At 32.5% G+C, this 13,966-nt stretch carries 16 protein-coding genes and 3 tRNA genes; 8 read left to right on the forward strand and 11 right to left on the reverse strand.

Translation table 11 applies throughout. From position 1 onward, the window contains the following. Nucleotides 1–174: 174 nt before the first annotated feature. A complete protein-coding gene (locus H2650_RS12715) occupies nt 175–1,134 on the forward strand; it encodes an MBL fold metallo-hydrolase (RefSeq protein ID WP_188051194.1) in 960 nt (319 codons plus the stop codon). A 109-nt stretch (nt 1,135–1,243) separates the two neighbouring features. Here H2650_RS12715 and H2650_RS12720 read toward each other — a convergent pair whose 3' ends face one another. The 4 genes from H2650_RS12720 to H2650_RS12735 all read right to left on the reverse strand — a co-directional run bounded on the left by H2650_RS12720 (nt 1,244) and on the right by H2650_RS12735 (nt 3,082). Next, the gene (locus H2650_RS12720; RefSeq protein ID WP_188051195.1) at nt 1,244–2,584 is read right to left on the reverse strand and encodes a carboxypeptidase-like regulatory domain-containing protein; all 1,341 of its coding nucleotides are present in this window, start codon (nt 2,582–2,584) and stop codon (nt 1,244–1,246) included. A gap of 191 nt (nt 2,585–2,775) precedes the next feature. Beyond that, nucleotides 2,776–2,858, reverse strand: a tRNA-Leu gene (locus tag H2650_RS12725). 41 nt (nt 2,859–2,899) lie between these two features. After that, nucleotides 2,900–2,972: transfer RNA gene (locus H2650_RS12730), tRNA-Lys, on the reverse strand. Nucleotides 2,973–3,009: 37 nt separating this feature from the next. Continuing rightward, nucleotides 3,010–3,082: transfer RNA gene (locus tag H2650_RS12735), tRNA-Lys, on the reverse strand. Between the two features lie 128 nt (nt 3,083–3,210). On the opposite strand from H2650_RS12735, the gene H2650_RS12740 reads away from it, so the two are divergent. After that, entirely contained in the window at nt 3,211–3,729 is a 519-nt protein-coding gene (locus H2650_RS12740) for a shikimate kinase (protein WP_188051196.1), read from the forward strand. Here H2650_RS12740 and H2650_RS12745 read toward each other — a convergent pair. Both H2650_RS12745 and H2650_RS12750 read right to left on the reverse strand, forming a co-directional pair. Further along, on the reverse strand, nt 3,721–4,221 hold the full coding sequence (locus H2650_RS12745; RefSeq protein WP_188051197.1) for a phosphoribosyltransferase family protein: 501 nt from the start codon (nt 4,219–4,221) through the stop codon (nt 3,721–3,723). The genes H2650_RS12740 and H2650_RS12745 overlap by 9 nt on opposite strands. Before the next feature lie 43 nt (nt 4,222–4,264). Beyond that, nucleotides 4,265–4,651: an RNA-binding S4 domain-containing protein gene (locus H2650_RS12750; RefSeq protein WP_188051198.1), complete on the reverse strand. Its 387-nt coding sequence runs from the start codon at nt 4,649–4,651 to the stop codon at nt 4,265–4,267. An 80-nt stretch (nt 4,652–4,731) separates the two neighbouring features. Between H2650_RS12750 and H2650_RS12755 the strand changes: the two genes are divergently transcribed. Beyond that, the gene (locus tag H2650_RS12755) at nt 4,732–5,742 is read left to right on the forward strand and encodes an FKBP-type peptidyl-prolyl cis-trans isomerase (protein WP_188051199.1); all 1,011 of its coding nucleotides are present in this window, start codon (nt 4,732–4,734) and stop codon (nt 5,740–5,742) included. Nucleotides 5,743–5,813: 71 nt separating this feature from the next. Here H2650_RS12755 and H2650_RS12760 read toward each other — a convergent pair whose 3' ends face one another. Further along, nucleotides 5,814–6,767, reverse strand: coding sequence for a transketolase family protein (locus H2650_RS12760; protein WP_188051200.1), 954 nt, complete (start codon nt 6,765–6,767; stop codon nt 5,814–5,816). A gap of 118 nt (nt 6,768–6,885) precedes the next feature. After that, nucleotides 6,886–7,740: a transketolase gene (locus tag H2650_RS12765; protein WP_188051201.1), complete on the reverse strand. Its 855-nt coding sequence runs from the start codon at nt 7,738–7,740 to the stop codon at nt 6,886–6,888. Between the two features lie 152 nt (nt 7,741–7,892). On the opposite strand from H2650_RS12765, the gene H2650_RS12770 reads away from it, so the two are divergent. The 3 genes from H2650_RS12770 (at nt 7,893) to H2650_RS12780 (ending at nt 10,178) form a co-directional block, all read left to right on the forward strand. Next, nucleotides 7,893–8,474 (forward strand): Crp/Fnr family transcriptional regulator, encoded by a 582-nt coding sequence (locus tag H2650_RS12770; protein WP_188051202.1) that lies wholly within the window; start codon nt 7,893–7,895, stop codon nt 8,472–8,474. Nucleotides 8,475–8,565: 91 nt separating this feature from the next. Beyond that, nucleotides 8,566–9,045: a hypothetical protein gene (locus H2650_RS12775; protein ID WP_188051203.1), complete on the forward strand. Its 480-nt coding sequence runs from the start codon at nt 8,566–8,568 to the stop codon at nt 9,043–9,045. Between the two features lie 41 nt (nt 9,046–9,086). Continuing rightward, complete coding sequence (locus H2650_RS12780; RefSeq protein WP_188051204.1) at nt 9,087–10,178, forward strand: alkene reductase; 1,092 nt, start codon at nt 9,087–9,089, stop codon at nt 10,176–10,178. 119 nt (nt 10,179–10,297) lie between these two features. Here H2650_RS12780 and H2650_RS12785 read toward each other — a convergent pair whose 3' ends face one another. Both H2650_RS12785 and H2650_RS12790 read right to left on the reverse strand, forming a co-directional pair. Further along, nucleotides 10,298–10,618 carry a rhodanese-like domain-containing protein gene (locus tag H2650_RS12785; protein ID WP_188051205.1) on the reverse strand — a complete coding sequence of 107 codons (321 nt, stop codon included), beginning with the start codon at nt 10,616–10,618 and terminating at the stop codon, nt 10,298–10,300. Nucleotides 10,619–10,624: 6 nt separating this feature from the next. Next, nucleotides 10,625–10,909 carry a rhodanese-like domain-containing protein gene (locus tag H2650_RS12790; RefSeq protein WP_188051206.1) on the reverse strand — a complete coding sequence of 95 codons (285 nt, stop codon included), beginning with the start codon at nt 10,907–10,909 and terminating at the stop codon, nt 10,625–10,627. A 240-nt stretch (nt 10,910–11,149) separates the two neighbouring features. Here H2650_RS12790 and H2650_RS12795 point away from each other — a divergent pair, with 240 nt between their 5' ends. Further along, a complete protein-coding gene (locus H2650_RS12795) occupies nt 11,150–11,983 on the forward strand; it encodes an alpha/beta hydrolase (protein ID WP_188051207.1) in 834 nt (277 codons plus the stop codon). Between the two features lie 77 nt (nt 11,984–12,060). On the opposite strand, the gene H2650_RS12800 is transcribed toward H2650_RS12795, so the two are convergent. Further along, the gene (locus tag H2650_RS12800; RefSeq protein ID WP_370566873.1) at nt 12,061–12,489 is read right to left on the reverse strand and encodes a DoxX family protein; all 429 of its coding nucleotides are present in this window, start codon (nt 12,487–12,489) and stop codon (nt 12,061–12,063) included. Between the two features lie 334 nt (nt 12,490–12,823). Here H2650_RS12800 and tgt point away from each other — a divergent pair, with 334 nt between their 5' ends. Further along, nucleotides 12,824–13,954 carry a tRNA guanosine(34) transglycosylase Tgt gene (tgt, locus tag H2650_RS12805; protein ID WP_188051208.1) on the forward strand — a complete coding sequence of 377 codons (1,131 nt, stop codon included), beginning with the start codon at nt 12,824–12,826 and terminating at the stop codon, nt 13,952–13,954. Nucleotides 13,955–13,966: the final 12 nt, after the last annotated feature.

A 13,966-nucleotide genomic window follows, 5' to 3' on the forward strand; every position in this document is an offset into this window, starting at 1 on the left:
GATTGATTTCAAAACGCTTTTTTTTTGATGTAGTTTCTTTTAAAAACAGTTTTTAATGATAAACTTGAATTTATATATTAAAATAAACAATTCTTGTATTGCAATAATTAGAACGATATAATACCGTTTATTGGTTGTAATAGATGAAATTTGTAAAAATATAAAGATACAAACATGACTGTTTTTAAACGTTTTTTGCTGTGCTTATTATTAATTTCCTTAAATGGGTTTTCTCAGAAAACACAGCATGCATCTTTCAAAGTAGTTCCTCTTGGAGTTAAAGGAGGAATAGATGAGAAAAATTTATCGGCTTATTTAATTGCTCCAGAAAACACGAACGATTACATCAGTCTGGATGCGGGAACATTACACTCTGGAATCGAAAAAGCAATTAAAAATAACGTTTTTAAAGTTTCCTCGAGTCAAGTTTTAAGGAAATATATAAAAGGATACTTTATTTCTCATGCGCATTTAGATCATGTTTCTGGTTTGATTATTAATTCGGCTGCAGACTCTTCAAAAACAGTTTACGCTACAAATAGGTGCATGAAAATGATGCAAAATCATTATTTTAATGATGAAACATGGATCAATTTTGGAGATGATGGTCCAGGAAAACCATTAAAAATGTATCATTTTCAAACTTTAGATATTGGTAAAGAAATACCAATAACAAATACTAGTATGACAGTAAAAGCATTTCCTTTAAGTCACGTTAATCCTTTTGAAAGTACTGCTTTTTTAATTAAAAATGCAGATAGTTATGCTTTGTATTTGGGAGATACTGGACCCGATGTAATTGAAAAAAGTGATAATCTGAGTAATTTATGGTTGGCAATTGCACCTTTGGTTAAGAGCAAACAATTGAAAGGAATGTTTATCGAAGTTTCTTTCCCAAATGAACAACCAGATCAATTTTTATTCGGCCATTTGACTCCTAATTATTTAATGAATGAATTGCATAAACTGGAAGAATTGTCTGGAAAAGATAGTTTGAAAGGGTTTAAAATCATTATTACTCACCTAAAACCGCCAGCAAAAAACATCTTAAAAATTAAAGAACAAATCAAAAAACAAAATGATTTAGGATTGAAGATCATTTTTCCAGAACAAGGAAAACAATTTAAATTGTAAAAGATTTCGATGTAATTTTTTGTGCTAATGAATTATTTTAAATAATTTTCTTCACTTATTGACTTCTATTCTATTGCTTTTGTGTTATTGTCTTTCTTGAAAAATGAATTTATAATCTTTTAGATCTATTCACTTTAGTGTTTGCAAATTCACTAATTGCAATTTTTACAAATTCGTCTGAAGGATATGTCGAGTAATCGTTTTCTATAAATCCTCCTAATAAATACAAATTGTCCTCTGCATAATATAAAGTAGACCCTTTTAGTGGTAAGTTAATTAAAAATTCTTTTAATACCTTAGTTTTGATATCGTAAGTACTTATTTTACCATTTTCGTAGATGAAAATTGTGTCCTCATAAAAAGTAAGTGCTGGATTCTGAATTCCATAAAATAAATCGCCTTCTTTTTGCCATTTTCCGGTAATCAAATCATAGGTTTCAATTTCTGTTAGAGGTTTGTTCTTATAACCTCCTACTAAATATATTTTGTCTCCTATCAGTACTCCAGTTGTTTCTTTTGCTGTTGGCATAGTGCCAATCTCATACCAATATCCTGTTTTTAAGTCGTAAGAATGTATTTTGTTGGAATATACTTTCTGTTTCTGATCATTTGATTTTGTAGAACCTCCCATCACAATAATATTATTGGTATAGGTAAAGGAAACAAAATTAACGGCTTGGTGCGGATTGGCTTTGTCGAGAGTAATTGTATTATTGCTGGTGTCAAAAACTTCAATGGTGTTTTCTAAATATTCAAATTTACCGTTGGTAGAGACTCTTTTTCCTCCCAAAACATAAATTTTATTGTCAAAATAATTTAAATGATGATACGATCTTTTGTGAAATTTTAGATCAGGGATTTCCCAATTGTCTCTTTTAATATCATAAATGAGTAAATTATCTTTGTATATATTATTAGAGAATTGATACTTTAGCTCATTCAAATAATCATCTATTGTAAAATCTGGTTTTTCAGATTTTACTTTTTTCCAGGCATCTTTTTGAAAGGAGCCGTCACCACCAATTATATAAATTTTATCATTTAATAATAAAGAACCAAACGAACTAATTTTATTCTTAAGTGGTTTTAATTTTGTGAAATGAATTTGTGGATGTAAAACCTTGTGGCTATAAACGATCAGTTCATTCATTTTTTCCACATCCGTAGCTAGAAAAAGAGTAAAATTGTTTTCTTTTAATTTATTGAATACGATTGCTTGGGTTTTGTATCCAATATGAGAAAAGTAAACGGTGTCTTTTTTGTGATTACCAGAAGGAGTTATTAAATTATAATTTCCATTTTTATCACTAATTTCTAGAGGAGAGGATTTACTAAAGTAAACACTAACCCCTTCTACAGGTAAATTATTTTCTTGATCTAGTATGATTCCTTTGTGTTGTGCGAATAAAGAAAAAGTTGAAAATATAAATAATAAAAGTAATTTTTTCAATGGTTAAGCTTTAAGTTTTGCATTTGAGAAAAGTTCTATTTCTTTGTCTAATGTAGTTTTAATTTTGGGATCTCCACAGGTTTTCTTTATGATCCCCTAAATATTCCATAATAATGTGTTTTTTAAAACAAGAAATGCTCTTAAAATAATTCAAGTAAACTTGATTTTTTAAGAGCATTTTAAATTATTCGTGACCACGGTGGGATTTGAACCCACACGCCCTTGCGAGCACCAGCCCCTCAAGCTGGCAAGTCTACCGTTTCTCCACGTGGCCGAAAAATAAAAAAGGTCATTCGCATAGCGAACAACCTTTTGTGACCCGACTGGGGCTCGAACCCAGGACCCCATCATTAAAAGTGATGTGCTCTACCAACTGAGCTATCGAGTCAATGCATTCAAGAAAATATGTTTTGATCACTTAATTGTGACCCGACTGGGGCTCGAACCCAGGACCCCATCATTAAAAGTGATGTGCTCTACCAACTGAGCTATCGAGTCATATAATCTTTGCTTGAATGCGGGTGCAAATATAAGGACTTTATTTGAAGTTTTCCAAGGATTTTTATCATAAATTTGACTTTTTTTTACATTAATTTTTAACGTCTTAGTTTTTAGGGTTTTATTGCATGAGAAAAATTATATTATTAGGGTATATGGGCTGCGGAAAGTCGACTATTGCCAAGAAATTGTCTAAAGATAGCGGAATCGCATTTATTGATTTAGATGAATATATTGAGAAAAAAGCAAATCTTTCTATAAATACAATCTTTGAGAAGCACGGAGAAATTTATTTTAGAAAATTAGAACATCAATTATTTGTGGAGTTATTGCATTCGCCCGAAGAAATTATAATAGGTCTGGGTGGAGGAACGCCGTGTTATGCAAATAATCATACACTATTAATAGGAGAGGGTGTGGTTTCTATTTATTTGAAGGCTTCAATCGATACATTATATGATAGACTTTCTTCTAATAAAAGCAAAAGACCCCTTATCGCCAACAAAAGTGATGTGGAAATGAAGGAGTTTATTGCAATGCATCTCTTTGAAAGAAGTTTTTACTACAATCAAGCAAATTATAAGGTTGTAGTAGATAATAAAACCATTGATCAGGTTGTGCTTGATGTAATGTGTGTGTTAGCTTAAGTAAGCGTGACTACTACCGTCTTCGTCAAATACTACTTGTACGTGTTCTAATAATGAAGTTGATAAAGATATTCCTTTAAAATCTGCCTTTACAGGATATTTTTTGTGATTTCTATCTACTAAAACTGCAGTTTTAAATTTCTTTAAAGGAACGTCTATAAAGTGTCTTACTGCATATATTAAGGTAGTTCCTGAGTTGAGTACATCATCAACTAGTATTAGTCCTTTATTGGCATATTCTTGTTGTGTTAAGGAGGTTTCAATAGGCAATTGTGGGTTTTGCTTATTAATTTGCACTTTGCATATTGAAACTTTTATAGGAGAAATGGCTTCTAAAGCTGTGGCTATCTTTTTTGCAAATATATAACCGTTACTCGCAATTCCTGCAATAACAATTTCTTCTTCATCTACAAAGGTTTCGTAAATTTGGTAGGCAATTCTTCTTATTTTATGTTCTATTTCCTGGTGTGTTAAAATAATATTTTTGCTCATTATATTTTTTCTTTGATGTTTTTTTAAAAATTAGAACTTAGACTTAATCTTCTTCCTCGGTAATAATTTCATTTCCAAATTCGTCTATATCTCTTCGGTCTTTTTTTGTTGGTCTACCAGTTCCATTTTTACGATAATGTTCTTTGGATAATTTAAGAAGCTCTAAATGCTGATAAACTTCTGGAGGTGTATCATTTCTTCTATACATATCTACTAGTTTTGCTCCTAGACGATTTTCAGGAATATCCAATACGGTGATAATTTGTGTGATTTGATCCTTTCTAAAAGTAATTTTGTCCGTAGGAAACACTTCTTTTGATGGTTTGGCGACGAGTCCATTTACGGTTACATGATTCTTTTTGCAAGCTTCAGTTACCATGTTTCTGGTCTTGTAGTACCGAACACACCATAAATATTTATCTATTCTCATAAATTTTCTAAAATCCGAGTTAAATAGTTTACAAAAATCAATCAATATTGTATCTTGCGCACTTAAAAAAATTAGCTATAATGAACAAATTTAAGTATTATTTTATTTTATTAATTACAACCGTGTCTTTATTTTCATGTTCTAAGGATAATAATAGTAATCCTGAAATAATACCTCCTCGAGATTATGCAAAGCAGTATGCGACTGAACTAAATGATATTGAGAAATATTTAAAAGAGAATTATATAGAGGTTACAGTAGATCAAGACGTAACAATAAAAAAGATCCCAGCAGGAGTTGCACAACCTTCTATATGGTCGTATAAAGATAATGCCTCTTTTCCTAAATTACTTAATCGCGAAGTGAAATTACATAATATCGTGTATAAGCTGTATTACTTAGTTTTAAGAGAGGGTGTTGGCGAATCTCCAACAAATGTGGATGAGGTATTTACCACTTATAGAGGAGAATATTTAGGGAATGATGTCGTAAATGGTGTTACAAATCAAACGTCAACTAAATTTGAAGAATTTATATACGAACCGCAACGAGCTAATTTATTTGGTTACATTAGAGGTTGGAAAGAAGTTTTTCCGCAATTTAAAACAGGTAATAGTGCCCTTAAAGATGATGGTACTGTCACATATTCTGATTTTGGTGCAGGGGTAATGTTTATACCTTCTGGTTTGGCTTATTATAATTCAGCAAATGCTAGTATTCCAGCTTATTCTCCGTTAGTATTTAGTTTTAAACTTTTAGGAATGCAACGTTTGGATCATGAATATCAAAATATTGGTCAAGTTGCTGTTCCTATACCTGACGGAATTATGTCTTTTCAGGAAGACTTAGATGGGGATGGTTATATGTGGACTAAAGCAGAATTACCTGATGGTGCTATAAATCCTGATGATACTGATAAAGATGGAATACCTGACTTTTTAGATACCGATGATGATGGCGACGGAATTAGTACTCGCAAAGAGATAACAGATCCTTCTGGTAAATTATATTCTTTTAATTTAATTCCTGGTTGTGATGGAAAGGCAACTGATCCAGCAAGAATAAAAAGACATTTGATAAAATGTAATTAATTAATAAGGTAATAGTAAACAAAAAATCCAGTTCGTAAGAACTGGATTTTTTTTGTTTTAAGATGAAAAAATTATTTTCTTTTCATTACTTTTTCTACAGCTTCAACAATTGCTTGATTGTTCAATTTGTATTTTTCCATTAATTGTTCTGGTGTTCCAGATTCTCCAAAACTATCATTTACAGCAACAAACTCTTGTGGAGCTGGGTCGTTTAATGCTAATACTCTAGAGATGCTTTCGCCAAGACCACCAAGAATGTTGTGCTCTTCAGCAGTAACAATACATTTTGTTTTAGCTAATGATTTTAGAATTGCTTCTTCATCAAGTGGTTTAATGGTGTGAATATTAATTACTTCAGCAGAAATTCCTTGTACTTCTAATGCTTCAGCTGCAATTAATGCTTCCCAAACTAAATGACCTGTTGCAACAATAGTTACATCTGTTCCTTCTGTTAAAACAATTGCTTTTCCAATTACAAAAGGTTCGTCTGATGGCATGAAATTAGGTACTACAGGACGTCCAAAACGCAAGTAGGCTGGACCATGATGATCTGCAAGTGCAAGCGTTGCTGCTTTGGTTTGATTGTAATCGCAAGTATTGATTACAGTCATTCCTGGTAACATTTTCATTAATCCGATATCTTCAAGAATTTGATGAGTTGCACCATCTTCTCCTAATGTTAATCCTGCGTGTGACGCACAAATTTTCACATTTTTTTCTGAATAGGCTATTGATTGACGAATTTGGTCATAGACTCTTCCTGTAGAAAAGTTAGCGAAAGTTCCAGTAAATGGAATTTTACCACCAATGGTTAATCCTGCTGCGATTCCAATCATATTTGCTTCTGCAATTCCAATTTGGAAAAAACGCTCTGGATGATTTTTCTTGAAATCATCAAATTTTAATGATCCAATTAAATCGGCACAAAGTGCTACCACATTTTCGTTTTTCTGACCTAATTCTGTCATTCCCGCGCCAAAACCTGAACGCGTATCTTTACTTCCTGTATTTGTATATTTTTTCATTTTTCCTCCCTTAAACCCCGCCGTGGCAGGGGATTCCTATTTAGGGTAAATAGGGTTTTATATTTTTAAGTAATTTTTTTTTATTCCTCTCGCCGTAGCGGAAGGCTAAAAGGGGATTCTAATAATCTGAATTGCCTCCAACATTATAGTTTTGAGCTAAAGCAATTTCTAGTTGTGTATCATTGGGTGCTTTACCATGCCAAGCATGAGTATTCATCATAAAATCTACTCCATTACCCATTTCAGTATGCAATAAAATACAAACTGGTTTTCCTTTTCCAGTTCTTGATTTTGCATCGTTCAAACCAGCAATAATAGCCTCTATATCGTTTCCTTTTTTAATTTCTAAAACATCCCAGTCAAAAGCTTCAAATTTAGCTCTGATACTTCCCATGGCTAAAACTTCGTCAGTAGGACCGTCAATTTGTTTTCCGTTTAAATCAATTGTAGCGATTAGATTGTCTACTTTTTTTGCAGAAGCATACATAATTGCTTCCCAGTTTTGACCTTCTTGTAATTCACCATCACCAAGTAGCGTGTAAATGATATGGTTGTCACCATTTAGTTTTTTAGCTTGTGCAGCTCCAATAGAAACTGACAATCCTTGTCCAAGAGAACCAGAAGCCATTCTTATTCCTGGTAAACTGTCATGAGTAGTTGGATGACCTTGTAATCTTGAATTGATCAAACGAAAAGTGGCTAATTCAGAAACTGGAAAATATCCGCTTCTTGCTAAAACACTGTAAAATACAGGAGATATATGCCCGTTTGAAAGAAAGAAAAGATCTTCTCCAATACCATCCATTTCAAAACCTTCCTTGCGCTCCATTATATTTTGATATAAGGTTACAAGAAATTCAGTACAGCCTAGTGAACCACCTGGGTGACCTGAGTTGACTGCGTGTACCATTCGAAGAATATCTCTTCGTACTTGGATAGTTAAATCGTTTAATTGTTGTGTGTTCGGTTTCATTTGTGTGTTAAAAATTAGACTTGACAAAGATAATCAGATATTTTGATTTATGGATATTTCCATTTTTAGATTTATGAATAGTTATTAAAGGTTTTACTTTTTTTGATATTAATATTTTGATAAGGCTCTAGAGTATTTACTATCTTGCCGCTATGTTTGAACAATTATTCAAAAGTATTCAGGAAAAAGTTACGTTGACGCAGGACGAAATGGAGGTTTGTAAAACTTTTTTCATCCCTAAGAAGTTGCGTAAAAAACAAACTTTATTGCAAGAAGGTGATATCTGTATTTACAATGCGTTTGTAGAAAAAGGAATTATGCGCTCCTTTTTTATAGATGAAAAAGGAAACGAACATATTGTTCAGTTTGCTATTGAAGGTTGGTGGATTACAGATTTATCTAGTTTTTTGACGAATACGAATTCTATTTATACTATCGAAGCGCTTGAGGACTGTGAACTGCTTTTATTTACTACCGAAGCAAGAGAAGCGTTAATGGAGAAAATCCCAATGTTTGAAAGATACCAACGCTTGTTGTTGCAAAATGCCTATATCGCTAATCAAGCAAGAATAAACTCGGCATTAACTGAAACTGCCGAAGAAAAATACATTAAATTAGGAATCGCTTATCCTGGAATAATCAAAAGAGTTCCGCAACACATGATTGCTTCTTATCTTGGGTTAAAACCAGAAACATTGAGTCGGGTAAGAAAACAAATTAGCAATCGATTGTAATTTTCTTGACTTAAATCAATAGAATTTCTTGTGTTAGATCAACGTAAAGTATACTGCAACAGTCCTAAATTTGTACTGTAAATTGCAGCCGATGCCACAAAGAAAAACAGTTGCAGTAATAGGACTTTCAAAAGCTAATATTATTTTATTAGCAACAAAAATTGCGCAGTATCACACCGTACTACTTTTTGATACTGATGCTATTTTGTTAAATGAAGTCTATTTAAAAATGCATTCAGAAAATCCTAACAGTACTATAGAAATAGTAAATTGTCCTATCGATGCGAGTTGGGAAGCAGATGTTATTTTATTTTCGGACTCTTTTTTTTATGAAGAGGAGTTGATCCAAAAAATTAAGAAAGTGACAACTGGTAAAGTCATACTAATTTTATGGTCTCAAAATATGGATTTAGCAGTCGATATGGATCAAGCTAAGATAAGAAATTTGTTTCCTTTCTCTAAAGTGTTCTCAATTGCGGTAAAATCAGATAATTATGACGATTTCTTTCTAAAAGATAAGGATAATGAAGACATTCAGTCTGTTATGGCTTTTCTTAGCGCTAATTGCTAAAAAAAAAACATATAAATCATTAATTTTTAATTAAAAAAAACATGAGCAAATCAATTTTATTTCAACCTTACACGTTAGGGAATATCGTTTTGAATAATCGAATAGTAATGGCGCCAATGACTCGAAGTCGTTCTAATAATGAAGGAAACGTTGCTACCGCACTTACTGCAAAATATTACGAACAAAGAGCAACAGCGGGATTAATTATAACCGAAGGAACTTTTGTAAGCACCAAAGCGGTTGGCTTTATTAATGTACCTGGAATCTATAGCGAAGCACAAACTGAAGGCTGGAAATTAGTTACCAAAGCGGTACATGATAAAGGAGGAAAAATATTTGCTCAACTTTGGCATACCGGAAGGCTATCACATCCAGATTTGCATGATGGCGAATTACCACATGCTCCTTCTGCTATTAATCCATTTGCAAAAGCATATACAAACGATGGTTTTGTAGATACCGTTGTGCCAAAAGAAATGACGATTGAAGATATTAAGCAAACTGTTTTAGATTTTGCAAATGGCGCAAAAAATGCTATGAGTGCAGGTTTTGATGGTGTAGAATTGCATGCTGCAAACGGATATTTATTACATCAGTTTTTTAACGGATATTCTAATCATCGTACAGATAATTATGGCGGTTCGATGGAAAATAAAGCCCGAATTTTATTTGATATTTTAGATGCATTTAAAGGGGTTATCGACTATACTAAAGTTGGAGTTCGACTCAATCCTAGCTTACACAATGCGCAAGGAATGATGTTGGATAAAGATACTATTCCAACACACGAATATATTGTGAATCGCTTGAACGATTACGGCTTAGCTTACGTTCATTTGACGGAACCATTTACACCTGTAGAAGACGTTCCTTATGCAGTCAATGAAGTCGCAAAACATTTCAGACCTTTTTATAACGGGACCTTAATTATTAATAAAGGTTTTACAAAAGAAACAGGTAGTAAAGTTCTTGAAGAAGGATATGCTGATCTTGTTGCTTATGGAGTTCCGTTCATCGCTAATCCAGACTTAGTCGCTCGTTTTGAAAACGATGCTCCGTTAAGTACAGCGGATCAAAATACTTTTTATACGCCGACAGAAAAGGGATATACAGATTATCCTACTATGGAATAATTAATAAAAGTAATATTTATTTTAGAGATAATTATAATTCATAAATAAGCCCGCATTTTGCGGGCTTATTTATAAACCAAATAGGTAATTTAATTATATAGTAAGGTAATGTGATTTATTTATCTTCCAATTTTATTATTCAAACTGCTCCATCCGCCACCATTATAAACAGAGGTGTAGCCATTTGATTTCAAGATACTTTTTGCGGAGGCACTTCGCATTCCTGAAGCACAACACGTAATAATAGTTTGGTTTTTATCTTTTAATTTTGCCAAATTATTCTTTAGAGTATCTACAGATATATTTACTGATCCATTAATATGGCCTCCAGAATATTCCCCTTTGCTACGAACGTCTAGAATAATAGCGCCAGCTTTTATTAATTCATCATAGTTTACACTTGGTCCAAATCCTAATATTTTTTTTATAACATTAATCATGATATTTTAGCTTGTTTGTGATTGATAATAATTAACATCTAACCAAGAGCCACCGTTGTAGCAATCAATTCCTTTTTGAGAAAGAAAGTGTTGTGCTTGTCCGCTTCTATTTCCTGAAGCACAGCAAAGGATTAATGGTGCTTTAAGATTTTCTAATTCTTCCATTCTTTCTTGAATTTCTCCTAAGGGTATATTGATGGAATCTACTACATGACCACCCATAAATTCTTCATGCGTGCGCACATCCACAATAGTGCCTGCTTTTTCTTTAATTAAATTTTCGATTGTCATTATTTTTTCTTTTGTAAGTTATTTTATAAAATCCAGCCATTCTATTTTAATACTACAAAAGTAATACATGATAGAGTGATGTTGAGTAACTTTTGTTACATAACAAAAATTATATTTCAGTTTGTTTTAGCTGACTTATATCGCATTAAAAAGAATGTTTTATTCATTTATTTTTCAAAGCTTATAAGAGGAGAATTTTAATAGACTATTTTTTAATGGTATATTCGTAAAAAAAAATATATGCGTTTTTCTATAGCTATCATCATTTTATTTAGTGCTTTTCTTTTGGTTAATTGTAGTTCGAAAAAAAATGCAAATATTTCCTATTTGCAATCTTCAGACGAAAACAATGCAATACCAAAAATGAATATTTTTGTTCCTCGAAAGGCGAACGCAAAGCCACTTCCTGTTTTAATTTTCATACATGGCGGAAATTGGAATAGCGGCAGGAAAGGAACATATGATTTGCTAGGTAGAAACTTTGCTAGTAAAGACATAATTACAGTAATTCCAGATTATACCTTAAGTCCAGCAGCTAGTTATGATGGTATGACAACTCAAATAGCGGAGGTTATAAAATGGGTTCAAAAGAATATTTCAGAATACAATGGAAACCCAAACCAACTCTATATTACTGGGCATTCTGCCGGCGGTCATCTAGGTGCTTTGGCTGTTATGAATCCAAAATATGGAATAGATTCTAAAAGTATTTCCGGAATTATCCTTAACGATGCAGCAGGATTAGATATGAAAAACTATTTAGAAGGAAATCCTCCAACTACAAAAGATGATTATATCGCTACTTGGACCTCCGATCCTATAAAATGGAAAGATGCTTCTCCTATTTATTTTCTAGACAAAAATTTCCCACCATTTTTAATTTACGTGGGAGATAAAACGTACAATTCTATTAAAATTGCTAATAGTCGTTTTGTAAAAGCTTTAACACTTTTTCAGCCGGATGTTTCACCAATACATCTGAATAAGAAACATGTACCAATGGTTTTACAATATTTTAACCCTTATTCTGATCGCTTTGATGAAATTATTTCGTTTATAAAACAGCACAATTAATAAAACCTTAAAAACACTTGTTAACCAATTCTTTTAAGGTTTTATAAACTAGAATTTTATATTTTTAATAGCTTAAATTATCTTTTTCTGTTCAAGAGACTATCAATTGCATATTTGCCACTTCCTAACAAAAATAGTGCGCAGTAACCAAATAAGTACATAAATGCTGGTTCTTTTGTTCCTAAATCATCATTGATGTGAACAATAAATAACGCTACGATCATGGTGAAAATTAAGGGAATTAATGCTAACCTTGTCCATAATCCAAAAAGGAGTAGTAAAGAGCAAAAAACTTCTGCAAAAACAGTCAAAGTCAATGATGCAGGAATTCCTATTCCTATTGGATCGCCAAATTGCATATCTCCATTCATTAAATTCATCAATTTAGGAATGCCGTGACTTAACATTAATAAACCTAAAAAAATTCTCAGAAGGAGGGAAGCAAAGTCGGTTGCATTTGTAGACCAAACATTTGGTGAGAGCAGTTTTTTTATCGTGACATGAATTTTAGGTTAATAGATACGCAAACATAAGTTATTTTTACATTGATTATTTTTTTGAAAATTCCTTTTCGACTGTTTTATTCAAAAGAAAAGAAGATTATCAAAAGCACTTAAAATAAGCGTAAAATGGTAGTTCAGAATCTTATTTTAAAAGTAAATCCCAATTCTTGATTAAATTTTCTGTTATCTAATTTCCCAATTGTCTAATTAACCTATCTTTGCGCTCCCGAAAGGTCGGGAAAAAAAGAATTTAGGATAAGAGTAGAGAATATACCTAATGAAAATAGGGTATTATTAACTATTTCAATCTAAACATAAGAAATAATAAGAGAGATAGATGAATTTTGATTTATTAAAAAAAGACCCATTATCGAAAGCTAGAGCGGGAACTATTACTACTGATCACGGGGTTATTGAAACGCCAATTTTTATGCCAGTTGGTACTGTTGCTTCTGTTAAAGGAGTGCATCAAAGAGAATTAAAAGAAGATATAAATCCAGATATAATTTTAGGAAATACATACCACTTGTATTTACGTCCTAAAACTGAAATTTTAGAAAAAGCCGGAGGATTGCATAAATTCATGAACTGGGATCGCAATATTTTGACCGATTCTGGTGGTTACCAAGTATATTCTCTATCGGCCAACCGAAAAATTAAGGAAGAAGGAGTGAAGTTTAAATCGCATATTGACGGTTCCTATCACTTTTTTACTCCGGAGAATGTTATGGAAATTCAACGTACTATAGGAGCAGATATTATCATGGCTTTTGATGAATGCACGCCTTACCCTTGTGATTATCGTTATGCGCAACGTTCTATGCACATGACACACCGTTGGTTGGACCGTTGTATCAATCACTTGGATAAAGTTCCTGTGAAATACGGCTACGATCAAGCTTTTTTTCCTATTGTTCAAGGAAGCACTTACAAAGATTTGCGTCGTCAATCAGCAGAATATATAGCTAATAGCAATCAAGTAGGAAACGCTATTGGTGGACTTTCAGTTGGAGAGCCAGCAGAGGAAATGTATGCAATGACCGAAGTCGTTTGTGAAATTTTGCCAGAAGACAAACCTCGTTATTTAATGGGTGTAGGAACTCCAATTAATATTCTTGAAAATATTGCATTGGGTGTCGACATGTTTGACTGTGTGATGCCTACTCGTAACGCTAGAAACGGAATGCTTTTTACGGCAAACGGAACGATCAACATTAAAAACAAAAAATGGGAGGCAGATTTTTCTCCAGTTGATGAAATGGGAATCACTTTCGTGGATACCGAATATACTAAAGCATATTTACGTCACTTGTTTGCTGCTAATGAATATTTAGGAAAACAAATCGCTACCATACACAATTTAGGCTTTTATATGTGGTTGGTTCGCGAAGCGAGAAAACATATCTTAGCAGGTGATTTTAAACCTTGGAAAGAAATGATGGTTAAAAACATGAGTCAAAGGTTGTAAATCTTTAACCTA

The organism is Flavobacterium sp. GP15, from assembly GCF_014281985.1.
Taxonomy (GTDB): Bacteria; Bacteroidota; Bacteroidia; order Flavobacteriales; family Flavobacteriaceae; genus Flavobacterium; species Flavobacterium pygoscelis.